Here is a 21928-nt window from a genome sequence, read left to right as displayed (position 1 = left end):
CTAATCTGACGGGTAGTCAGCTCTTTCGCGGGAGGCGGTTCGATGCGCGATGACCTGGAAACGCGAGCGGATCTGCGGTACGGCTCCCTGCCCCGCCTGGTGCGCGAGGCCGCCGAGCGGTACGGCCCGCGCGAGGCCGTGGCCGAGGGCCGCACCCGTCTCACCTACGCCGAGCTGGGCGAACGCGTCGAGCGGGCGGCCGCCGCCTGCCTCGCCGCCGGAGTGGCCCCCGGCGACCGCGTCGCCGTCTGGGCCCCCAACACCCCCGACTGGATCGTCTTCGCGCTCGGCGCCGTCACCGCCGGCGCCGTCCTGGTGCCGGTCAACACCCGCTTCAAGGGCGCCGAGGCCGTCGGCATCCTGCGCCGCACCCGCGCCCGGCTCCTCTTCGTCACCGGCGCCTTCCTCGGCACCTCCTACGTCGCCGCGCTGCGCCGCGCCGCCCGGGAGGGGCCCGGCGACGGCCCGCTGCCCGGGCTGCCGGACCTGGAGCGGGTGGTGGTCCTCGCCGATGACGCCCCGGCCGACTTCGACAGCCGTCCGGCCTTCCTCGCCGCCGGTGCCGGGGTCCCGGCCCGCGCGGTCCGCGAGCGCGCCGCCGCCGTCCGCCCCGACGACCCCTCCGACATCCTCTTCACCTCCGGCACCACCGGGCGGCCCAAGGGCGCGGTGCTCACCCATGCCCAGACGCTGCGCGCCTACGACACCTGGAGCGACCTCGCCGGTCTGGCGGAGGGCGACCGCTATCTCATCGTCAATCCCTTCTTCCACACCTTCGGCTACAAGGCCGGGATCATCGCCTGCCTGCTGCGCGGCGCCACGATGGTGCCGCAGCCCGTCTTCGACGCCGAGGCCACGCTCGCCCGCATCGCCGCCGAACGGATCTCCGTCCTGCCGGGCCCGCCCACCCTCCATCAGCAGATCCTGGAGCACCCCGCCCGGGCCCGGCACGACCTGTCCGCGCTGCGGCTCGTGGTCACCGGCGCCGCCGTCGTCCCGCTGGAGCTGGTCGAACGCCTCCGTGGCGAGCTGGGCGTGGCCACCGTGTTGACGGCGTACGGCCTGTCGGAGGCGGGCGGCCTCGTCACGATGTGCCGCCGCGGCGATCCGCCCGAAGTGGTCGCCGCGACCAGCGGCCGGGCCGTCCCCGGCACCGAGGTCCGCATCGCCGACACCGAGGACCGCCCCGTACCGCCCGGCACCCCCGGGGAGGTGCAGGTCCGCGGGTACCACGTCATGTCCGGCTACTTCGAGGACCCGGCAGCCACCGCGCGCACCGTCACCGCCGACGGCTGGCTGCGCACCGGCGACATCGGCGTCCTCGACGCGGGCGGCAACCTCCGTATCACCGACCGCCTCAAGGACATGTTCATCGTCGGCGGCTTCAACGCCTACCCGGCCGAGATCGAGCAACTCCTCGGCCGCCATCCGGATATCGCGGAGATAGCCGTCGTCGGGATACCCGACGCCCGGCTCGGCGAGGTCGGCAAGGCGTACGCCGTCCGCCGCTCCGGCGCGAGCCTGACCGCCGACGACCTCATCGCCTGGTCACGCCGCGAGATGGCCAACTACAAGGTGCCCCGCCAGGTCGAGTTCGTACCGGAGCTGCCGCGCAATGCGAGTGGGAAGGTGCTGAAGATGCGGCTTCGGACGGGGGCGGAGGGGGCGTGACCTCGCCGGGCGCTGCGGTGAGCGGGGCCCGCGGCGTGCCCGGGCCGGGGCGCACCGGGTCCCCGAGCCCGCCGGGCGCCGTGGCCCGCCGAGGGTGCCGCACGTCGGGGCTCGGGGTGTGCCGGGCGCTGCGGTCAGCCGGGGCCCGCGGCGTGCCCGGGCCGGAGTGCACCGGGCCCCGAGCTCGCCGGGTCCCCGAGCTCGCCGGGTCCCCGAGCCGGGCGCCGCTCGGCCCCGGCCCCGCGCTACCCCCGGGGCGGTGTCCAGTCCGGTTGGCGGCCGCTCAGGGCCACGACGCGGTCCAGCAGGGTCGCATCGTCCGGTACGGGGACGGCCGGGCCGAACATGCCGCCGCGGGCCGGGTCCTCGGCGGCGGGGGCGAGCAGTGCGTACGAGACCCCGAGGCTCGCGGTGTCGGGTGCGTAGGGCAGGCCGGTGGCGCGTGCCAGGTCCCAGCCGTGGAGGACGAGTTCGTTGAGCGCGATCCGCCCGGCGAGGGCGGCGGGCAGGGTGATGCCACCGGCCTGCGTCTCGCCCTCCCAGGCGCCCGTGCGGTGCCAGGCCGCGGCCAGCGCGTCGAGGTTCGCGGCCAGTTCGTCGCGCCACCCGGGCGAGACATCGGGCAGCGCGCTGCCCGGAGAGGTCGCGGTCGAGGGGCCGAGGTCCTTGGCCGCCGCGTCCCGGAACGCCGAGGTCAGGCCCACGAGATGCCCCAGCAGATTCCGTACCGCGTACTCCGTGCACGGTGTGGGCGCGGCCAACTGCTCGTCGCGGGTGCGGGCGGCGAGGTGGGCGATCAGTGCGGTCTGCGCGCCGAAGTCGATGGTCTCCGTCATGTCCGGGCCTTCCTTCCGTCGTCACCGGTCAGGCCGTGCCACCGGCCCGGCCCTCAGTGAAACGGCCCCGGGGTCCGCGCCTCGGTCGCCACACCGGGCCGATCGCCGGGGAGACGACAGCCACCCGGCCACCGGGGCGAGGGCCCGGCCCCGACTCCGGCCCCTACCGCTCCCCGGCCGCCGCCTCCCCGGACGCACTCCGCCCAGGCGCCGCCTCGCCCGGCACCCCCTCCCCGGGCGCTGCCCTCCCGCCCGGCGCCGCCTCCCCGTACCGCTCCCGCAGCGCCGTCTTGAGGACCTTGGACAACGGCCCGCCCCGAGGCAGCGCGTCGGTGATCTCCAGCTGTTCCGGCAGCTTCTGCGTCATCAGCCCCGCTGCTCGCAGGTGTGCGGTCAGTGCGGTCAGGGTGGGCCGCGGGGCCGTGGGGGCGGTGAGGGTGACGACGGCGCACACCCGCTCGCCGCGGGCCCGGTCCGGGAGGCCGATCACCGCCGCCTCGGCGACCCCCGGATACGTCCGCACCAGCTCCTCGACCTCCTGCGCCGAGATGTTCTCGCCCTTGCGGATGATGATGTCCTTGAGGCGCCCGGTGAGGACGAGGTGCCCGTCGGGCCGCAGATGGCCGAGGTCGCCGGTGCGGAAATACCCGTCCGCGTCGAACGCCGCGGCGGTCAGCTCCGGATCGGTGTACCTCCGGAAGACCATCGGCCCCTTGACCGTCACCTCACCGCTCTCACCGGTCGCGGCTTCGGAACCGTCCGGCCGGGTGATCCGTACCGTCGCGCCCATGACGGGCCGCCCCACCGTCCGCGCCAGCTGCTCGTCCCCGTCGTACGGCGTACCCATCGTGATCATGGGGCACTCCGTCATGCCGTAGCCGTGCACCAGCGCGCAGTGCAGCTCCGCCACGGTCTCGGCGTACAGCTCCGGCGGCAGCGGCGCCCCGCCGCCGGAGAGCAGCCGCAGCGTCGGGAGGAGCGGCCCGGCTCCGGGCCGTTCCTCCCGACGGCGTCGGGACGCATCGAGAAACGCCTGGTAGAACGCGGTGCTGCCGCCCGCCATGGTCACGCCGTGCCGCCGGTAGACGGCCGCCGCCGCGTCCGGCCGGAAGGCGTCGAGCACGACGGCGGGGAAGCCGCCGGCCAGCATCGCGACGAGGTAGTCGGGCCCGGCGATATGGGCGTACGGGAACGCGATCGAGCCGACGTCGTCCCCCGACATCCCCAGCGCCGTGGCCAGCCCGAACCCCCCGGCGATCAGCGACGCGTCGGTGTGCTCGACGCCCTTGGGCGCGGCGGTCGTACCGGACGTGTAGGAGATCCAGCTGGTGACGGCCGGGATCCCCGGAAGCGGCGGCGCAGGGGGAGGAGGCAGCACCCGGGGGTCGCCGGTCGGCAGCCCGAAGTCCGGGCCGGGGTCACCGGCCGTCAGCCCGCGCTCCCGGCCCGGGCCGTGGTGCGGCACCCAGGAGCCCTCCCCGGCGCGACCGTCGTACTCGTACTCGTCCCCGCCCCCATGCCGCCCCCGGTCCCGGTCCGCGTCGCCCCGCGGCCCGACCGTCAGCACCCGCACGCCTGGCCCGGCCACCCCCCGCGCCATCGCCGTGAAGTCGACGCCCCGCCACACCCCGGGGACGAGAACGAACTCGGCCGCCGATTCGGCAAGGATGAAACCGAGTTCGCGTTCCCGCAGCAGATGGAGCACCGGTATCTGCACCGCCCCGAGCCGGGCCAGCGCGAGGGAGGCGAGCACCGTGCCGATCCGCGTCGGCAGCTGCCAGGCCACCCGGGTACCGGCCCGGACGCCCTGCCCCCACAGCCCGGCGGCCACCCGCAGGGCCGCGTTCCGCGCCTGTACGAAGGTGATCCGCCGCCCCTCGGCGTCGAAGAACATCGGCGCCCCGGGGGAGGCTCCCGCGCGGTACTCGACAAGTTCCCAGAGTGTGTGCACACGGCCGGACTCGAACACGGCGCCTCCTGGCCACGAGGGAGCGGTGCGGGGCGCCAAGAGTAGAACTGATGGTCCGTCAGGTCCAGATTCGGGCCGGGAGTCGACTGTGCCGGAAACGGCCGCGGCCGGCGCCCGCGGGACCCTTACGGGTGCGGGGCCGGCCGCCGGGTGGTTGCCGTAAGGGTGTGGTTCTACGGGACGAGGGGGATGTGGCTGTCGGCCGTGGTGACGGTGCCGGGCGCGACCGGGATGTGGCTGTCGCTCGCGGTGACGGCACCGGGCGCGAACGGAATGTGACTGTCCCCCGGGACGAACGGTATGTGGCTGTCCCGCGTGGTGGGCGGCGCCGGGATGTGGCTGTCGGCCAGGGCGGGGGAGGCCGCGACGCCGAGGGCGGTGGCGCCGAGGGCGGCCGTGATCAGGGTGCGCGTGATGCGGTTCATGTCAGCTCCAAAGTGTGCGGGATCCGTAGGGAAACGTTCCCTTGTGTGAACCGTGCCTGACGAGACGAAGGTAGCCTCTTGTCAGCCAGATGTTCGACCAAATCACGGGAAGTTGCCCAAAAAACACGCGAGTTGAAGCCTTCTTGGGGGAGCGGGACACTCCGCTGCGACCCCTTCTCGGCCGTCACCGCAACCGTTGCACCCGCATCGCCCCCACCCGGGCCCGGATCGGCGCCCCGTACCCGTACGGGCCTCGTACGGGCCCCCTACGGGTACGGCCGGTTTCGATGGCTCCCCTGATTACGTCATCGAAACCGGCCGCCACGATCCCCCGATCGTGCCCGGCGCGCGCTGGCGCCGGGTGCCCGGAACGGTCGGCCCCTCCCCAGGTACCGCCCGCCCGGACGTCTTGCCCCCCGGTCCGCACAGGCCCACGGACCTCATGGCCCACGAGCCTCGGCAGGCCCCGGACCTCATGGGCCTCGGCCCGGGGGTCCGCTCCGTACGAGTGATCCGTACGGGCCGTCCCCCACGGGCGAGCCCTACGGGACGCGAGCCAACAGGCCCGGGTCCCGCCCCCCTTGCCGCCGCACCGCCGGTCCGCAGCGGTGCGGTTCCCCCCGTCAGCGGCAGCCGGGCCATCCCCCGGCCTGGCCGCCACCGACATTCCGGGCCCTCCCCAGAGCCCGGCCCCCTCGGTCCGTTCCGTTGGCGCCCCGATCCCCCCGGGGCCCGCGGGCCGGACCTTCCCCCCAGATGCCGTACGGCGGTGCGTGCACCCGGTTTCCCCCTCCGGGAGTGCGCTGTGCCGCCGTACCTGTGGCATCCGCGGGCCGGGTTCCCCTACGGCATCCCGTAAGGGAACCGGCCCTCGGCGGGTGCGCCGTGGGTATCGCGTCCGGTGGACGGTATGACGCGACACCTACGGCGCCTCACCGTGGCTCAGTGCTTCGGCTCGGCGATCGGACGGTTGTTGTCCTTCGTCTCGATGCCGCCGTCGGCCGCAGCGGGCGCGGCGTGGTCGACCAGCGCACCGGAGCCGACGACCGGGCGGTTGTTGTCCCGGGTCTGGACCGCTCCGGCGGTGTCAGCCGGCTGGATCGGGCGGTTGTTATCCATCGGGCGGATGGGACGATTGTTGTCCATCGGGCGGATGGGGCGGTTGTTGTCCATCGGGCGCATGGCGTCGTTTCCGTCGCCGTGCTGTGAATGCTGCGTGGTCATGGTGGCTCAACTCCTGTGCATGGGCGTTGGTGAACCCACTCGTCCGGCAACTCCCCCGTGGGTTGCCGGACGAGCGGACCAAGGCCGGACACCGTGGTGGTGTGGCCATGGGTACCGAGCCGCTTGCCCCCCGAGGCGACGGTTCGGTACCCATAAGAGTGCCGGGCGGCGATGAACGATCGATAAACGTCCGTGACGCCGCTGATGACCTGCGGTTATGCGACCGCCGCGGGGGACATCAACGGCTGCCCGGCGGTGTTCCCCGCAAGCGTGGTGCTCATCGAACTGTCGGCGGACAGGCCCAGCTGCTCGTGGATGGACACCACTTCCTGCCAGCAGACCTTCGCGCGGCCGGTGTGCCCGATCTGGTTGAGCGCGTTGCCCAGCGTCTGGAGCGCGTCGGCCCGCCAGTGGGCCCCGCCGATGCCGCGCAGCGCGTTCAGCGCCTGCTCCGCGTGGTCGGCGGCGCTGGTGGGGCGGTGAGCGGCCAGATCGACCTCGGCGAGCCGCAGATATGTCATCGCCTCCCAGAACCGCTGGCGGCTGTCCCGGAAGATGGCCAGCGCGGCGACGAGCTGCTCGGTCGCCTCGTCCAGCCGCTCGGCCAGGGTGAGCGCCATGCCCAGGGCGTACATGCCGTTGGCGAGGCGGCGGGTGGCCCCGGCCTCGCGGTAGCAACTGATGCCCTGCTGCGCGAGGCGGATGGCGCTGTTGGTGCGCCCCGTGTCCAGATGGACGCGGGAGAGGTTGCACAGTGCGCTGGCCTCGGACTGCTTGCTGTTGTTCTCCCGGAAGGCGAGGAGCGCCTGGTTGAGGTACGCCTCGGCCTCCTCGTGCTGGTGGCGGATGCCGGCGATGATGCCGCGGTCGTTGGGCCCGTTGGACGAGGTGAAGGGATCGCCCGCCGCCAGTCCGAACAGCGTGGCCAGTTTGGCGTGTTCGTCGGCCTCGCTGAGCCGCCCGAACTGTGTGCAGATCGGCAGCAGCGACCAGTGGATCCGCCCGGCGGCGTGCTGGTCGTCGGCCTCCAGCGCGGCGGCCAGCAGGACGTGGTTGGCCTGTTCGTACTGCCGGTTGTTGGCGCCGGACTCGGCCATGTCGCGGGTGAGCAGCAGCAGATCGACGGCGCGCCGCAGCCCGGTGGGGCCGGTGTTCTGCAGGGCGCAGGCGATGAGGCAGCGGGTCTCACTGAACAGCCAGGCCAGTGCCTCGGCGCGGTCGGCGAAGTCGAGGCCCGGGTAGTGCGGCGTCTCCATCTGCGTGACGAGGGCGTCGCCGGGCCGCTCCAGGGTGTACATCCGGGCGGCGGTCGCCAGGTAGAAGTCGAGCAGCCGGGACAGCGCCGCGTCCCGCTCCTCCGGCGGCTGTTCGTCGCGCTCGGCGCAGGAACGCGCGTAGAGCCGGACCAGATCGTGGAAGCGGTACCGCCCGGGTGCCGCGGACTCCAGCAGGGAGGTGTCGACGAGGGATTCGAGCAGGTCCTCGGTGGGGTCGGTGTCCATGCCGAGCAGGGCGGCGGACGCGGCGAGCGACAGGTCGGGGCCGTCGGCGAGGCCCAGCAGCCGGAACGCGCGGGCCTGCTGCGGCTCCAACTGGCCGTAGCCCAGCTCGAAGGTGGCCTTGACCGCGAGATCCCCGGCGCGCAGCTCGTCCAGGCGGCGGCGCTCGTCGGCGAGCTTGCGGGCGAGGAAGGAGACCGTCCAGGTGCGGCGGGCCGCCAGCCGGGAGGCGGCGATACGGATGGCGAGCGGCAGGAAACCGCAGGCGCCGACGACGTCCATGGACGCCTCGCGTTCGGCGTTGACCCGCTCCTCGCCGACAATCCGGGTGAAGAGGGTGAACGCCTCCTCCGGGCTCATCACGTCCAGGTCGATGAGCTGCGCCCCGGCCAGGTCGATCATGCGGGTGCGGCTGGTGATCAACGCGGCGCAGCCCTCGGTGCCGGGCAGCAGCGGGCGGATCTGCGCGGCGTCGCGGGCGTTGTCGAGCAGCGCGAGGATGCGGCGCCCGGCGAGCGTGGAGCGGTAGAGCGCGGCGCGTTCGTCGAGACCGTCCGGGATGGACGTCTCCGGGGTGCCCAGGGCGCGCAGGAAGGCGCCGAGGACGGCTTCCGGCTCGACGGGGGTGCTCCCGGCGCTCTGGAGGTCGACGTAGAGCTGTCCGTCGGGGAAGCGGTGGTGGGCGGCGTGTGCGACGTGCACGGCGAGGGTGGTCTTGCCGACGCCGCCGATCCCGGCCACCGCGGAGACCGCCATGATGTGGCCCTCGGCGGTGGCGAGCTGGTCGCTCAGCTCCGCGACGAAGGCGGCCCGGCCGGTGAAGTCCGGGACGGTGGCCGGGAGTTGCTGCGGGCGCAGCAGGACCGGTTCGCCCGTGCCGTGCTCGGAGCCGGGCGCCGCGGGCGCGTCCAGGTCCGGGTCGGCGCGCAGGATGCGCTGCTGGAGTTCGGAGAGGGAGGCGCGCGGGTCGACGCCCAGTTCCTCGGAGAGGAGGCGGCGGGTGTCGGCGTAGACGGCGAGGGCCTCGGCCTGCCGACCGCTGCGGTACAGCGCGAGCATCAGCAGCTCCCGCAGGCGTTCGCGGAGCGGGTGCGCGGCGGTCAGGGAGGTCAGTTCGGAGACCACTTCGGTGTGGTGGCCCAGCTCCAGCTCCAGTTCGAGCCGGGACTCCAGCAGCGAGCGGCGCCATTCGTCGAGGCGGGTGCGCTGGTTCTCGGCGTACGGTCCGGCCAGTCCGGCGAGCGGTTCGCCGTCCCACAGGGCCAGCGCGGCGTCGAGGAGTTCCCGGGCGCGGCAGCGGTCGCCCGCGGCCTTGGCCTTCTCCGCTTCGGCGGCGTACTGCTCGGCGCGGTCGTGGTCGAGGTCGAGAGGCTGCCCGTCGGCCGTGCGGATCGCGTAGCCGCCCGACTCGCTGACGAGCAGGTCGGCGTCGTCCCCCAGGGTCTTGCGGATGCGGGAGGCGTAGGTGCGCAGGGCGGCGAGTGCGGCGTGCGGCGGTTCCCCGCCCCAGAGGGCGTCGACGAGTTCGGCTGCGGTGGCGGTGTGTCCGCCGCGCAGCAGCAGCGCGGCGAGCAGCGCCCGTTGTTGCGGCGATCCCACTCCCAGCTTGTGCTCACCGCGCCACGCCCGCACGGGACCGAGCACGGTGAAGCGCAGTCGCTCCCGCCTCTGTCCCGGACCGTCGTCCATGGTGACCCCCTGCCCCTGCCGTCTCTGTGCTGTGATGGTGTCGTTCCGCTGTGTGCGCAACGGTCAGTCTGCCTTGTCCCGGCGGTTCGCGTCAGTAGGGGGCCGGACCGTCCACAAACCCTCCTCGGCCACCGGCGTCCGCGCCGGACGGGGCGCCGCCGGAGCGGAGCGCCGCACTCCGCCGGACGCCCCTCGGGCGCGGGGCCGCCCGTCGATCCGCCGTGAGCTGCCCCTCCACCCTCTCTCCGCTTCCGCCCCGCCCCGCCCGATCCGTGCATGTCCATGCCACTTCTTCACCGGTTGTTCGCATGCCGTACGTCACGCCCGGGGTGCGGGACCGTCACCCTTACGGGATCCGTTCGCGCGACTGCACAACGTAACCCGGCGAGCGCCGTGCGCGCACCCGTTGTCGGCCGGGGTCCGCCCCCCCCACACTTACTGACGATCCGTCAGATCGGCGTTACCGTACCCCTCATGGAGACCCACGAGACCCTTCCCCAGATCATCTCGGTGGACGACCACACGGTGGAGCCGCCCGAGGTGTGGCAGGACCGACTCCCCGCGAAGTACCGCGACACCGGACCGCGGATCGTGCGCGCACCCCTGAAGGAAATGACCTTCGTCGGCGGGAAGTTCGCCCCCAAGATGGGCGCCCCCGGCGACGACGGCCCGCTGGCCGACTGGTGGGTCTACGAGGACCTGCACCGCCCGCTGACCCGCCTCGACACCGCCGTCGGCTACTCCCGCGACGAGATACGCCTCGAAGGCATCACCTACGAGCAGATGCGCCCCGGGTCGTTCAGCGTCCCCGAGCGGCTGGCCGACATGGACGTCAACCACGTCCAGTCCGCCCTCTGCTTCCCCACCTTCCCGCGCTTCTGCGGCCAGACGTTCACCGAGGCCAAGGACCGCGAACTGGGGCTGCTGGGGGTGCGCGCGTACAACGACTGGATGGTGGAGGAGTGGTGCGGCCCGCAGTCGCGCGGGCGGCTGATCCCGCTCACCCTCGTGCCCCTCTGGGACCCCGAACTCGCCGCCGCCGAGGTCCGCCGCAACGCCGCCCGCGGCGTCCGCGCCGTCTGCTTCAGCGAGATCCCCCCGCACCTGGGGCTGCCCAGCATCCACACCGACCACTGGGACCCTTTCCTGCGCGCCTGCGACGAGACCGGCACGGTCATCGCCATGCACATCGGCTCCTCCTCGAAGATGCCGTCCACCTCCGCCGACGCCCCGCCCGCCGTCGGCTCCACCATCACCTTCGCCAACTGCTGCTTCTCGATGGTCGACTGGCTGATGAGCGGCACGTTCGACCGCTTCCCGAACCTGCGGATCATGTACGCCGAGGGCCAGATCGGCTGGATCCCGTACATCCTCGAACGCGCCGACACCGTCTGGGAGGAGAACCGCGCCTGGGGCGGCGTCGCCGACAAGGTCCTCCGCCCGCCCTCCGAACTCTTCACCGACCACGTCCACGGCTGCTTCTTCGACGACGCCTCCGGGCTCCGCAACCTCGACGCGATCGGCGTCGGCAACGTCCTCTACGAGACGGACTACCCGCACTCGGACTCGACCTGGCCCCGCTCCCGCCAGGTGGCGGAGGAGCAGATGGGGCACCTCCCGGGTGAGGTGGTGGAGCGGCTGGTGCGGGGGAACGCGATCGAGCTGCTGGGGCTGACGGGGGAGGGGCTTTGGGGGGTGTCGGCGCCTGTGAGTTGACCGGTACCTCGGCCCGGACGGGAGCGCCGGTCGTGGCCCTCGCCTTCGGTTGTCGGCCCGGTCATCCGATCCTCATCTCGTAGCGGAGCCGCTGGCGCCCCGCGGGCATCACCATGCTGTCGACCTGGAACGGCCGGTCCCTGTCGTCGAAGGTCACCCGGATCGCGTGGAGTACGGGTGTGTCCGGCCCGATGTCCAAGGCGTCGCGCTCCTTGGTGGTGGGCATCCGGGCGGTGACGTCCTCACGTACGCGGGCGCCGTACGACGACGTCCGCGCCCGGCGCGAGCCCCAGTGGCACCGCGATCTCCGGTGGGGCCGCGACCTCCCCGGCGTGGACGATGCGCTGGCGGCCGCGGCGCCCCGCGGCGGCGGTCTCGGCGGTCCACGGGTCGGGCTGACCCTTCTCCCGGTGTGCGAGGTACGGCATCGAGGTACTGACCCACTCGCGGCTCCCCATCGCGTCCTCCTGGGTGTCGATGGTCTGCGGGCTTCGTGTGCACGGTAGGGGAAGGCGGGGCGGGGAGCCCGGCTGCCGGATGCGTGCTGGGGCGCCGTAGAGGCGGGCGGCCGACGTTCCGTCGATGCCCGTCGGCCTCTTGCCCGGTGGCGCCGGAGCGCCCACCATTGCCGCACCGTAGCAATGTGACGGCTCGTCAGATTTGAGGTGCGGGATGGTGCGGGTGCTGCCCAGCGGGCGGTTGGCGTATGGGATGCAGTTGCCGGTGCAGGCGCAGAGTGGGGTGTTTGCGGAGGGGTGGGAGGCGGCGGCGGGGCCGGAGGATCTGGTGGCGGTGGCGCGGGTCGCGGACCGGTACGGATTCGCGTATGTCGCCTGCTGTGAGCACGTCGCGATTCCGCGGCGGCTGGCGGGGGCGATGGGGACGGTCTGGTACGACCCGGTGGCCACGCTCGCGCATCTGGCGGCGGTCACCGAGCGGGTGCGGCTGCTGAGTCATGTCGCGGTGGTCGGGCTGCGGCATCCGCTGCTGTCGGCGAAGCAGTTCGCGACGCTCGACCGGCTGTCGGGCGGGCGCCTGATCATCGGGGTGGGCGCCGGGCACGTCCAGGAGGAGTTCGAGGCGCTCGGGGTGGACTTCGCGCGGCGCGGGGCGCTGCTGGACGAGACGGTGGACGCGCTGAAGGCGGCGCTGGGGCCCGAGGAGTTCGTCGCGTTCGTGGGCGAGCGGTTCGCGTTCTCGGAGCTGGGGCAGGCGCCGCGCCCGGTGCAGACGCCGCGGCCACCGGTGTGGGTGGGCGGCTCCTCGCCTGCGGCGGTGCGGCGGGCCGCGGAACGGGGTGACGGGTGGCTGCCGCAGGGGGATCGGCGGCCCCAACTACGGGAAAAAATAGGAGTGTTGAAGGGGCTGCGGGAGGCCGCGGGGGTGGCGGAGCCCGCGGAGATCGGGGCCATCACCGAGCCGTTGTACGTCGGTGAGCCCGGGTGGGACGTCGGGCGCCGGGCGCTGAGCGGGACACCCGAGCGGATCGCCGCGTCGCTGCGGGAGTACCGGGAGATGGGCGTCGATCAGATCCAGGTGCGGTTCCGGTGCCGGGGGCGGGAGGAGCTGACGGATCAGATGGCGGCGTTCGGGGCGGAGGTCGGGCCGTTGTTGGAGGAGTGAGGCGAGGTGGGAGCCCCACTCGGCGCGGCGGCCGGGAGCGCCGTTCAGGCGCGGAACCAAGCCCGGAACCAAGCGCAGGACCAGAGACGAAATCCACGTGAGGGGCTGGGCATGGGCAAGCTGGACGGGCGGGTCGTCGTCATCACCGGTGCGGCGCGCGGGCAGGGGGAGCAGGAGGCGCGGCTGTTCGTCGCCGAGGGGGCGCGGGTGGTGATCGGGGACGTGCTGGACGAGCAGGGGGCGGCGCTCGCGGCCGAGCTGGGGGAGGACGCCGCGCGGTACGTGCACCTGGATGTGGTGCGGGAGGACGACTGGGCGGCGGCCGTGGCGGCGGCGAAGGATGCCTTCGGGAAGATCGACGGGCTGGTGGCCAACGCCGGGATCCTGCGGTTCAACGCGCTGACCGCCACCCCACTGGAAGAGTTCCTGAAAGTGATGCAGGTGAACCAGGTCGGCTGCTTCCTCGGGATCCGTACCGTCGCGCCCGAGATCGCCGCGGCGGGCGGCGGGACCATCGTCAACACCGCCTCGTACACGGGGGTGACCGGCATGGCGTACGTCGGTGCCTACGCGGCGAGCAAGCATGCCGTGCTGGGGCTCACCCGGGTCGCGGCGCTGGAGCTGGCGGCCCAGGGGATCCGGGTGAACGCGGTGTGCCCGGGGGCGGTGGACACCCCGATGACGAACCCGGCGGCCCTCGACCCGGACGCCGACCCGGAGGCGTCGGCGCGGGCGGTGGACGCGCTGTACCGCAAGCTGGTGCCGATGGGGCGGATCGGCCGTCCGGAGGAGATCGCCCGGCTGGCACTCTTCCTGACCTGCGACGACTCGTCGTACATCACCGGGCAGCCGTTCGTTGTGGACGGGGGCTGGCTGGCGGGCGTCGCCCTCGGGTGAGCGTGTTCCGGGGCCGCGCCCGAAGCCGTATCTGACGCTTCATCAGCTATTGACGCTTCGCGGTGCCGGTGGAACAGTCTGCGCAGGCTCGTCAATCTGACGGTTCGTCAGAAAAGTTAGAGCCGGCATCACCCACCCGCACGGCCCGTCACCCAGCGGCGTCCTCGCGAAGCGGCGTCGGAAGAGACGTAAGGACGGTGAACCCCCGTGGAATTCGGGATCTTCGTACAGGGCTACGTCCCCGCCGCGCGCGCCGCGGCCGACCCCGAGGCCGAGCACCATGCGCTGATCGAGGAGACGGAGTACGTCATCCAGGCGGACCGCTCCGGCTTCAAATACGCCTGGGCCTCCGAGCACCACTTCCTGGAGGAGTACTCCCACCTCTCCGCCAATGACGTGTTCCTCGGCTACCTCGCCCACGCCACCGAACGCATCCATCTGGGTTCCGGCATATTCAACCCCCTCGCGCCGGTCAACCATCCGGTGAAGGTCGCCGAGAAGGTCGCCATGCTCGACCACCTCTCCGGCGGACGCTTCGAATTCGGCTCCGGGCGCGGCGCGGGCAGCCACGAAATCCTCGGGTTCATGCCGGGCGTCACCGACATGAACCACACCAAGGAGCTGTGGGAGGAGACCATCGCGGAGTTCCCCAAGATGTGGCTCCAGGACGAGTACGAGGGCTTCCACGGAAAGCACTGGCAACTCCCGCCCCGCAAGGTCCTCCCCAAGCCGTACGGACCCTCCCACCCCGCCATGTGGTACGCCGCCGGGTCCCCCTCCTCGTACGCGATGGCCGGGCGCAAGGGCCTCGGCGTCCTCGGGTTCAGCGTGCAGAAGGTCGCCGACATGGAATGGGTGGTCGACTCGTACAAGAGCGCCGTCAAGGACGCCGAGCCCGTAGGGGACTTCGTCAACGACAACGTCATGGTCACCTCGACCGCGATCTGCGCCGAAACGCATGAGAAGGCCGTGGAGATCGCCGTCGGCGGCGGGCTCAACTACCTCCAGTCGCTGCTCTTCCGCTACCACGACACCTTCCCCCGGCCCGACGGCATCCCCGCCTGGCCCGAACTGCTCCCCGACTACACCGAGGAGCTGATCGAGCTGCTGATCGCCGAGGAGCTGATGATCTGCGGCGACCCGGACGAGGTCCTCGCGCAGTGCCGCCGCTGGGAGGCGGCCGGAGCCGACCAGCTCTCCTTCGGCCTGCCCATCGGCATCAGCCGGGACGACACCCTCACCTCCATCCGGCTCATCGGCGAGCACGTCATCCCGAAGATCGACACGGACCCGGTGCACCGGACGACGCGCTTCCGGGAGGCGGGCGGCGCCTGACGCAACCGGCCGCGGTGCCCGGCCGGGCCCGCCCGGCCCGCGGCCCGCCGCCCCGCACCGTCGCGCCCCGCGAGACCCCGCCCCGTATGACGAGAAGGGAACCCGCCATGCTCGACCACCTCATCCAGGGCGCCACCGTCGTGGACGGCACGGGCGCGCCCCGCCACCTCGCCGACGTCGGCATCAAGGACGGCCGCATCGCCACCGTCGCCCCACCGGGCACCGTCACCGAACCGGCCCGCACCACCGAGGACGCCACCGGACTCGTCCTCACCCCCGGCTTCGTCGACCCGCACACCCACTACGACGCCCAGCTCTTCTGGGACCCCTACGCCACCCCGTCCCTCAACCACGGCGTCACCACCGTCGCCGGCGGCAACTGCGGCTTCACCCTCGCACCCCTCCACCCCGACCGGCCCGGCGACGCCGACTACACCCGCCGCATGATGAGCAAGGTCGAGGGCATGTCCCTGGTCGCCCTCGAAGAGGGCGCCCCCTGGGACTGGCACGGCTTCGGCGACTACCTCGACGCCCTCGAAGGCCGCATCGCCGTCAACGCCGGATTCATGGTCGGCCACTGCGCCCTGCGCCGCCACGTCATGGGCCCCGACGCCATCGGCGGCCGCCCCACCCCCGACCAGCTCGACGCCATGGTCGCCCTCCTCCACGACGCCTTGGACGCCGGGGCCTGGGGACTGTCCACCACCCAGTCGGCCACCCACTCCGACGGCGACGGCGCCCCCGTCGCCTCCCGCCACGCCGACCGCGACGAACTCCTCGCCCTCTCCCGCGCCGTCGGCGCACACGAAGGGACCCAGATAGAAGCCATCGTCTCCGGCTGCCTCGACCGCTTCGACGACGACGAGATCGACCTCCTCGTCGCCATGACCGGCGCCGCCGGACGCCCCCTCAACTGGAACGTCCTCACCATCGACGCCGCCGTCCCCGACCGCGTCCCCCGCCAGCTCGTCCCCAGCGCCCGCGCCCGCGCCGCCGGCGGCCGCATCGTCGCCCTCACCATGCCGATCCTCACGCCCATGAACATGTCCCTCGGCACGTTCTGCGCCCTCAACCTCATCCCCGGCTGGGGCGACATCCTCGGCCTGCCCCGCCCCGAACGCCTCGCGAAACTCCGCGACCCCGACGTCCGCGCCACCCTCCTGCGCCACGCCCACAGCGAGGAGGCCGGGGTCTTCCGCCGCCTCGCCGACTTCGACCGCTACGTCATCGGCGACACCTACTCCGCCCCCAACGAAGGGCTCAGCGGCCGCGTCGTCCGCGACATCGCCGCCGAACGCGGCCAGGAACCCTTCCACTGCCTCGTCGAGATCTGCGCCCACGACGACCTGCGCACCGTCCTGTGGCCGATGCCCACCGACAACGACCCCGCCAGTTGGGCCCTGCGCCGCGAGACCTGGCGCCACGAGGACGTCCTCCTCGGCGGCTCCGACGCCGGAGCCCACCTCGACCGGATGTGCGGCGCCCCCTACACCACCCGCTTCCTCGGCGACTGCCTGCGCGGCCGGAAACTCGTCGGCCTGGAGGAAGCCGTCCGGATGCTCACCGACGACCCGGCCCGCCTCTTCGGCCTCCGCGACCGCGGCCGCATCACCGCAGGCCACCACGGTGACCTTGTCCTCCTCGACCCCGAGACCATCGACGCCGGGCCCGCCACCCTCGTCCACGACCTGCCCGGCGACAGCCCCCGCCTCGACTCCCGGGCCCAGGGCATCGTCAGCGTCCGCGTCAACGGCGTCGAGACGATCCGCGACGACACCGTCACCGGCGCCGTCCCCGGCACCGTGCTGCGCTCCGGCCGCCACACCGCCACGGTGAGCACCCGGTGAGCGGTGAGCACCCGGTGAACGCCGGAAAGAGCCCTACGGGACGGAGCGTCGATCCGGACCGTACGGAACGGCTCCTCATCGGCGGCGAGTGGACCGCACCCGACGGCGGACACCACGACGTCCTCGACCCGGCCACCGAGGAGATCGTCGGACGGGCGCCCGAGGCGAGCACCGCGCAGGTCCGCGCCGCCACCGAGGCCGCCCGCGCAGCCTTGGGCCCGTGGTCACGCACCACCCCCGAACTCCGCGCCCGCGTCCTCGACCACACCGCCCGGTTGCTCCGCGACCGCCTCGCCCCGTACGCCGAACTCGCCCAGCGGGAGAGCGGCGCCACCACCGCCACCGCCCGCGGTATGCAGGTCGGCGTGGCAGCGGCGCGGTTCGCGCGGTACGCGCGCGGCGCGCTGGAACCCGTCGAGACGCCGCTGCCGCCGCAGGTCAACCCGGCCGGACCGATGGGGAAAGCCGCGGTCATCGGCGCGTACGCGGCCCGCCGCCCGGTCGGGGTCGTCGCCTGCATCACCTCGTACAACAACCCCTGGGCCAACCCTGCGGGCAAGATCGCCCCGGCGCTGGCCATGGGCAACACCGTCGTCGTCAAACCCGCCCCGCAGGACCCGCTCTCCGTCTACCGCATGGCCGAGGCGCTCCAGGAGGCGCTGGAGGAGGCGGGGGCGCCGCCCGGCGTGGTCAACGTCGTCTCCGGCACCTCCGCGGAGGTCGGCGCGGCGGCGGTGGCGGCGCCGGAGACCGACATGGTCAGCTTCACCGGCTCCACCGCCGTCGGCCGCGCCATCGCCGAGGAGTGCGGCCGGGGCATGAAACGCCAGCTCATGGAGTTGGGCGGGAAGGGCGCCGCGCTGGTCTTCGACGACCTCGACGAGGCCGGGCTGGACGCCGCGGTCGCCGGTATCGGCACCACCTTCTCCTTCTACAGCGGCCAGATCTGCACCGCCCCGACCCGCGTCCTCGTCCAACGCCCCCTCCACGACCGGCTGGTCGAACGCCTCACCCACTACGCGCGCCGCCTGCCCCTCGGCGACCCGCGGGCCCGCTCCACCGTGGTCGGCCCGGTCATCTCCGCCGCCCACCGCGACCGCGTCGAGTCCTACCTCGATCTGGGCCGCGCGGAGGGCGCCCGGCTGGTCACCGGCGGGCGGCGCCCGGACGGCCCGGACACGGCGCGCGGTTTCTACGTCGCGCCCGCGCTGTTCGCCGACTGCACGTCCGGGATGCGGATCGTGCGGGAGGAGATCTTCGGCCCGGTCGTGGTGGTGCTGCCGTTCGACGACGAGGAGGAGGCCGTCGCGCTCGCCAACGACAGCGACTACGGGCTGCTGGACTACGTCTGGTCCGGCGATGTGGCACGGGCGTTCCGGGTCGCGGCCCGGCTGCGCGCCGGAGGGGTCGGCGTGAACACCGTCGGCCGCAACATGGAGGCGCCCTTCGGCGGCTTCAAACAGAGCGGCGTCGGCCGGGATGTGGGCTCGTACGCGCTGCACGCCTACAGCGAGGTGCAGTCGGTGGTGTGGACGGGGTGAGGCCTGCGCCGAGCCGTACCGGGGCGGTCCGCCGGGTGGTGGCCCACGGGCGTCCGCGCGGTGGCCGGGGGACGTCCGGAAGTCGCACGGGAAATTTTTGAAAGGGGCAAAACGGGCGCGGCTGCGGTAACCGCACGGCGAGTCGGGTGGCCCGTGAGTCGTGAAGTTGAAGGTTGAGACGGTTTTGATCATTCCATTACGCGACCGAAGTGCGGGATGTGGTTTCGTAATGAAGGTGCTACCGGGCCGCCGATAAGCGGAGTTTGACCCTCCGGATGCGGAAACAGCAGCACTTAACGTCCTGTTCATGGTTCAGGTAGACCCCCGGCCCCAGACCGGAGACACGGTAACGAGCGTCGGCGCCACCGGCGGAGAAGCCCGCGGCGACACCCGCGGCAAGGGACTGAGCGGCAACTCCGTCGGCCTGCTCGGCAGCGCGGTCATCGGCGTCTCCACCGTCGCCCCCGTCTACTGCCTCACCTCCACCCTCGGCCCCACCGCCGGAGAGGTCGGCCTGCAGATGCCGGCCATCTTTCTGGCAGGGTTCCTGCCGATGCTGCTCGTCGCCTTCGCCTACCGCGAGCTGAACAAGGCGGTCCCCGACTGCGGCACTTCCTTCACCTGGACCGTCAAGGCATTCGGCCCCCGCATCGGCTGGATGTGCGGCTGGGGCCTGGTGATCGCGACGATCATCGTGCTCTCCAACCTCGCCGGCGTCGCCACCTCCTTCTTCTACCTGCTGCTCGGCGAACTCACCGGCAGCCGGACCGTCGCCGACCTCGACGGCAACAAAGCCGCCCACATCCTCACCTGCCTCGCCTTCATCGCCGTCGCCACCGCCATCAGCTACCGCGGCATGACCGCCACCAAAGGCGTGCAGTACGCCCTCGTCGGCCTCCAACTCGCCGTGCTCGCCGTCTTCGTCGTCATGGCCGTCATCAAGGCACGCTCCGGCGAATTCGCAGGATCCCTGCACTTTTCCTGGACCTGGCTCGACCCCTTCGCCGTCCGGTCCTTCTCCGCCTTCACCGCCGGACTCTCCCTCTCGATCTTCATGTTCTGGGGCTGGGACGCCTGCCTGACCGTCAACGAGGAGACCGCCGGCAGCGCCAAAACCCCCGGCCGCGCCGCCCTCCTCGCGATGCTCGTCCTCATCGGCTCCTACCTGCTGACCGCCATCGCCGCCCAGATGTACTCCGGCGTCGGCGACAAGGGCCCCGGCCTCGGCAACCCGCACACCGCCGACAACGTCTTCGCCGCCCTCGCCGACCCCGTCATGGGCACCGCCCTCGGCGTGCTGCTGTTCGTCGCCGTCCTCGCCTCGGCCGCCGCCAGCCTCCAGACCACGTTCATCCCCGTGGCCCGCACCGTCCTCGCGATGAGCGCGTACGAGGCGCTGCCGCCGTCCTTCGCCCGCATACACCCGCGCTTCCGGTCACCGGGCCGCGCCACCGTCGCCGCGGGCGTCGCCACCGGCCTCTTCTACGCCGTGATGAGCCTCCTCAGCGAGAACGTCCTCATCGACACCATCTACGCCCTCGGCCTCATGATCTGCTTCTACTACGCGATCACGGCCTTCGCCTGCGCCTGGTACTTCCGCCACGACCTGCGCACCTCCACCCGCGACCTGTTCTTCAAAGGCGTCTTCCCCACCCTCGGCGGCATCCTGCTGACGGCGGTCTTCACCAAGACCCTTGTGGACATGTGGAACCCGGCTTACGGGTCGGGCAGCTCCGTATTCGGTGTGGGCTCGGTGTTTGTCATCGGGGTGGGGCTGTTGGCGCTGGGCCTTGTGCTGATGCTGGTGATGCAGCGACGGAGCCCGGCGTTCTTCCGGGGGGAAGTGCTTACTCGGGGGACGCCGGTGTTGGTGGTGGAGGAGTAGGGGGCGGGGGCCCCTCCCCCCTCCCCCCTCCCCTCCTGCCCCACCCCGCCCACCACCCCGCCCCCGCCAGCATCGGCTGCTGCCCGCCCGCCCCCACCGCTCCACCCGCACCGTGCTCAACCACGTCGGCCCCCGGCGCCTCCCCCCACACCACGGGACCCCTCACGCCACGGGACCCGTCACCCCACCCCGCCCCTCACCCCGCCTCCAAAAACACCGGATTGGTCAGTGCCGCCATCCGGCCGGGCGTGCCGGGGTCCGTGGCGGGGTGCCGTATCTCCGCGCGTACGTAAGCGGCCCGGGCCGGGCTGGTGACCCAGGTGAGGGCGGTGGTGCCGCCGGGCGGTATCGCGGCGCTGTGGAGCCGACCCTGGTCCGTGTGGAAGGAAGCGGTGCAGCCGGGCGCACCGGACACGGTCAGGCGGACGGTGACGGGTGCGGTGGCGGGCACCGTCAGCCGTTCGCCGATTCCGGCGTGTTCGCCGTGGGGGCCGCTGACGTCGAAGGACAGGTCGAGGTCGGCGGATTCGGCGATCCATACGCGGCCTGCCCGTATGCCGTCCTGGAGGGCGTGGCGGGACAGGTCGTCGGCGAGGACGACGGTCTGGGGCAGGCCGATGACGTCGGGGTCGCGGTGCGCGTCGCTGTGCCCGACGGCGGGCAGCCACCGGGGACGGTCGCCCCGGGCGTGCGCCACCAGGGCGTTGTCCCATTGCGCGAGGGCGGTTTCGTCCTCGGCGGTGTACGGGCCGTTCTAGACCTCCACCGCGTCGGCGCCGTCGAGGCCGAACTTCCAGGAGCAGCCGATGCACGAGGCGTGCGGGTGTGCGGGGATGGCCAGCCCTCCGGCGCGGTGGACGGCTCGCGCGTAGGCGCCGGGGGAGGTGTCGCGGGCGCGGCGGCGCCAGTCGAGGAACGTGCCGGGGTCGGTGCCGAGCGCCACGAGGTGGCCGTTGCGGGTGGTGATCTCCTCGCCGGTGAGGATCAGCAGTTCATCGCCCCACAGGCCGTCCCAGGCGCGGTGCGAGGACGTGGTGTTGTGCTCGGAGGTGTTGAGGAAGTCCAGGCGGGCGGCGCGGGCCAGCGCGGCGATCTCGGCGGGGGTGCGCCGCCCGTCGGAGTGGACGGAGTGGACGTGGCCGTCCCCGCGGTACCAGGCGCGGCCGCGGCCCCGGGCGCGTTCGGGCGGGTACACGGGCCGCGGGGTGTGCCCGGGGGCGCCGAGGCGCAGCGTCACGGTGATCTCGTAGGTCAGGCCCTGCGGCGCGAGGGTGTACGGGCCGAGGGCGAGGTGCCAGGTGCCGGGGCGTACGGGGCCGGGGAGGTAGCCGGGGGTGGCGTCGTCGGCGCGGACGAAGAACGCGCTGCGGGCGCCGCCGGACCAGCCGCGGAAGCCCCGGCCGCCGGGGGCGGTGCCACGTTCGTCGAAGATGCCGATGTCGCAGGCGTTGCCGACGGTGCCCTCGGGGACGTCGGGCCGGTCGTAGCGGTAGGCCACGGCGATCTCCCGTACGCCGGGCGGGACCTCGACCGGTACGTAGACGTGGTCCGGGGTGCCCGGCGGCAGGTGGCCGCGGACCGTGCGGGTCAGCGTGGCCCCGTCGCCGCCACCGTTGCCGGGTGCCGGTGCCGCGGCGGCGAAGCGTACGGGCCCGAGGGCCAGCGCCCCGGCCGCGCCCGTGGCCGCGGAGAGTGTCAGTACGTCACGCCGTTCCATTCCCGCCCCCTGATGTCCGTGTCCGCCGTGTGCACGACGGCCATCGTGGCGGCC

At 72.9% G+C, this 21928-nt stretch carries 13 protein-coding genes and 2 pseudogenes; 8 read left to right on the top strand and 7 right to left on the bottom strand.

Annotated features, from left to right (window positions below; genetic code table 11):
- The first annotated feature begins 42 nt into the window (after nt 1–42).
- Nucleotides 43–1671: a FadD3 family acyl-CoA ligase gene (locus OG422_RS12495; protein WP_405742754.1), complete on the top strand. Its 1629-nt coding sequence runs from the start codon at nt 43–45 to the stop codon at nt 1669–1671.
- A 245-nt stretch (nt 1672–1916) separates the two neighbouring features.
- On the opposite strand, the gene OG422_RS12490 is transcribed toward OG422_RS12495, so the two are convergent.
- The 5 genes from OG422_RS12490 to OG422_RS12470 all read right to left on the bottom strand — a co-directional run bounded on the left by OG422_RS12490 (nt 1917) and on the right by OG422_RS12470 (nt 9313).
- Nucleotides 1917–2507 (bottom strand): TIGR03086 family metal-binding protein, encoded by a 591-nt coding sequence (locus OG422_RS12490; protein ID WP_405742752.1) that lies wholly within the window; start codon nt 2505–2507, stop codon nt 1917–1919.
- Between the two features lie 163 nt (nt 2508–2670).
- Nucleotides 2671–4476: a class I adenylate-forming enzyme family protein gene (locus OG422_RS12485; RefSeq protein WP_405742750.1), complete on the bottom strand. Its 1806-nt coding sequence runs from the start codon at nt 4474–4476 to the stop codon at nt 2671–2673.
- 173 nt (nt 4477–4649) lie between these two features.
- Nucleotides 4650–4901, bottom strand: coding sequence for a hypothetical protein (locus OG422_RS12480; protein WP_405742749.1), 252 nt, complete (start codon nt 4899–4901; stop codon nt 4650–4652).
- Between the two features lie 942 nt (nt 4902–5843).
- Nucleotides 5844–6125: a laminin G gene (locus OG422_RS12475; protein ID WP_185994024.1), complete on the bottom strand. Its 282-nt coding sequence runs from the start codon at nt 6123–6125 to the stop codon at nt 5844–5846.
- Nucleotides 6126–6340: 215 nt separating this feature from the next.
- A complete protein-coding gene (locus tag OG422_RS12470; RefSeq protein WP_405742747.1) occupies nt 6341–9313 on the bottom strand; it encodes a BTAD domain-containing putative transcriptional regulator in 2973 nt (990 codons plus the stop codon).
- Between the two features lie 474 nt (nt 9314–9787).
- On the opposite strand from OG422_RS12470, the gene OG422_RS12465 reads away from it, so the two are divergent.
- On the top strand, nt 9788–11029 hold the full coding sequence (locus OG422_RS12465; protein WP_405742745.1) for an amidohydrolase family protein: 1242 nt from the start codon (nt 9788–9790) through the stop codon (nt 11027–11029).
- 61 nt (nt 11030–11090) lie between these two features.
- Here OG422_RS12465 and OG422_RS12460 read toward each other — a convergent pair.
- Nucleotides 11091–11487 (bottom strand): annotated as a pseudogene (locus tag OG422_RS12460) (UTRA domain-containing protein).
- Nucleotides 11488–11701: 214 nt separating this feature from the next.
- Between OG422_RS12460 and OG422_RS12455 the strand changes: the two are divergent.
- The 6 genes from OG422_RS12455 to OG422_RS12430 all read left to right on the top strand — a co-directional run bounded on the left by OG422_RS12455 (nt 11702) and on the right by OG422_RS12430 (nt 20157).
- Nucleotides 11702–12652 carry a TIGR03619 family F420-dependent LLM class oxidoreductase gene (locus OG422_RS12455; protein ID WP_405742743.1) on the top strand — a complete coding sequence of 317 codons (951 nt, stop codon included), beginning with the start codon at nt 11702–11704 and terminating at the stop codon, nt 12650–12652.
- Nucleotides 12653–12763: 111 nt separating this feature from the next.
- Nucleotides 12764–13549: an SDR family NAD(P)-dependent oxidoreductase gene (locus tag OG422_RS12450; protein ID WP_143943483.1), complete on the top strand. Its 786-nt coding sequence runs from the start codon at nt 12764–12766 to the stop codon at nt 13547–13549.
- 207 nt (nt 13550–13756) lie between these two features.
- Entirely contained in the window at nt 13757–14884 is a 1128-nt protein-coding gene (locus tag OG422_RS12445) for an LLM class flavin-dependent oxidoreductase (RefSeq protein WP_405742741.1), read from the top strand.
- A gap of 107 nt (nt 14885–14991) precedes the next feature.
- Entirely contained in the window at nt 14992–16731 is a 1740-nt protein-coding gene (locus tag OG422_RS12440) for an amidohydrolase family protein (protein ID WP_405742739.1), read from the top strand.
- A 14-nt stretch (nt 16732–16745) separates the two neighbouring features.
- Entirely contained in the window at nt 16746–18272 is a 1527-nt protein-coding gene (locus tag OG422_RS12435; protein ID WP_405747757.1) for an aldehyde dehydrogenase family protein, read from the top strand.
- A 307-nt stretch (nt 18273–18579) separates the two neighbouring features.
- Nucleotides 18580–20157 (top strand): APC family permease, encoded by a 1578-nt coding sequence (locus OG422_RS12430; protein ID WP_143944745.1) that lies wholly within the window; start codon nt 18580–18582, stop codon nt 20155–20157.
- Between the two features lie 196 nt (nt 20158–20353).
- Here OG422_RS12430 and OG422_RS12425 read toward each other — a convergent pair.
- Nucleotides 20354–21874 (bottom strand): annotated as a pseudogene (locus tag OG422_RS12425) (CehA/McbA family metallohydrolase).
- Between the last annotated feature and the right edge of the window lie 54 nt (nt 21875–21928).

This window comes from Streptomyces sp. NBC_01525 (assembly GCF_045040405.1).
Lineage (GTDB): Bacteria > Actinomycetota > Actinomycetes > Streptomycetales > Streptomycetaceae > Streptomyces > Streptomyces benahoarensis.
This window is presented reverse-complemented; position numbering and strand designations above follow the sequence as displayed.

Coding starts and splice junctions, on each gene's coding strand:
- OG422_RS12495 (WP_405742754.1), top strand. CDS start 43: ATGCGCGATGACCTGGAAACGCGAGCGGATCTGCGGTACGGCTCCCTG.
- OG422_RS12490 (WP_405742752.1), bottom strand. CDS start 2,507: ATGACGGAGACCATCGACTTCGGCGCGCAGACCGCACTGATCGCCCAC.
- OG422_RS12480 (WP_405742749.1), bottom strand. CDS start 4,901: ATGAACCGCATCACGCGCACCCTGATCACGGCCGCCCTCGGCGCCACC.
- OG422_RS12475 (WP_185994024.1), bottom strand. CDS start 6,125: ATGACCACGCAGCATTCACAGCACGGCGACGGAAACGACGCCATGCGC.
- OG422_RS12470 (WP_405742747.1), bottom strand. CDS start 9,313: ATGGACGACGGTCCGGGACAGAGGCGGGAGCGACTGCGCTTCACCGTG.
- OG422_RS12465 (WP_405742745.1), top strand. CDS start 9,788: ATGGAGACCCACGAGACCCTTCCCCAGATCATCTCGGTGGACGACCAC.
- OG422_RS12455 (WP_405742743.1), top strand. CDS start 11,702: ATGGTGCGGGTGCTGCCCAGCGGGCGGTTGGCGTATGGGATGCAGTTG.
- OG422_RS12450 (WP_143943483.1), top strand. CDS start 12,764: ATGGGCAAGCTGGACGGGCGGGTCGTCGTCATCACCGGTGCGGCGCGC.
- OG422_RS12440 (WP_405742739.1), top strand. CDS start 14,992: ATGCTCGACCACCTCATCCAGGGCGCCACCGTCGTGGACGGCACGGGC.
- OG422_RS12430 (WP_143944745.1), top strand. CDS start 18,580: ATGGTTCAGGTAGACCCCCGGCCCCAGACCGGAGACACGGTAACGAGC.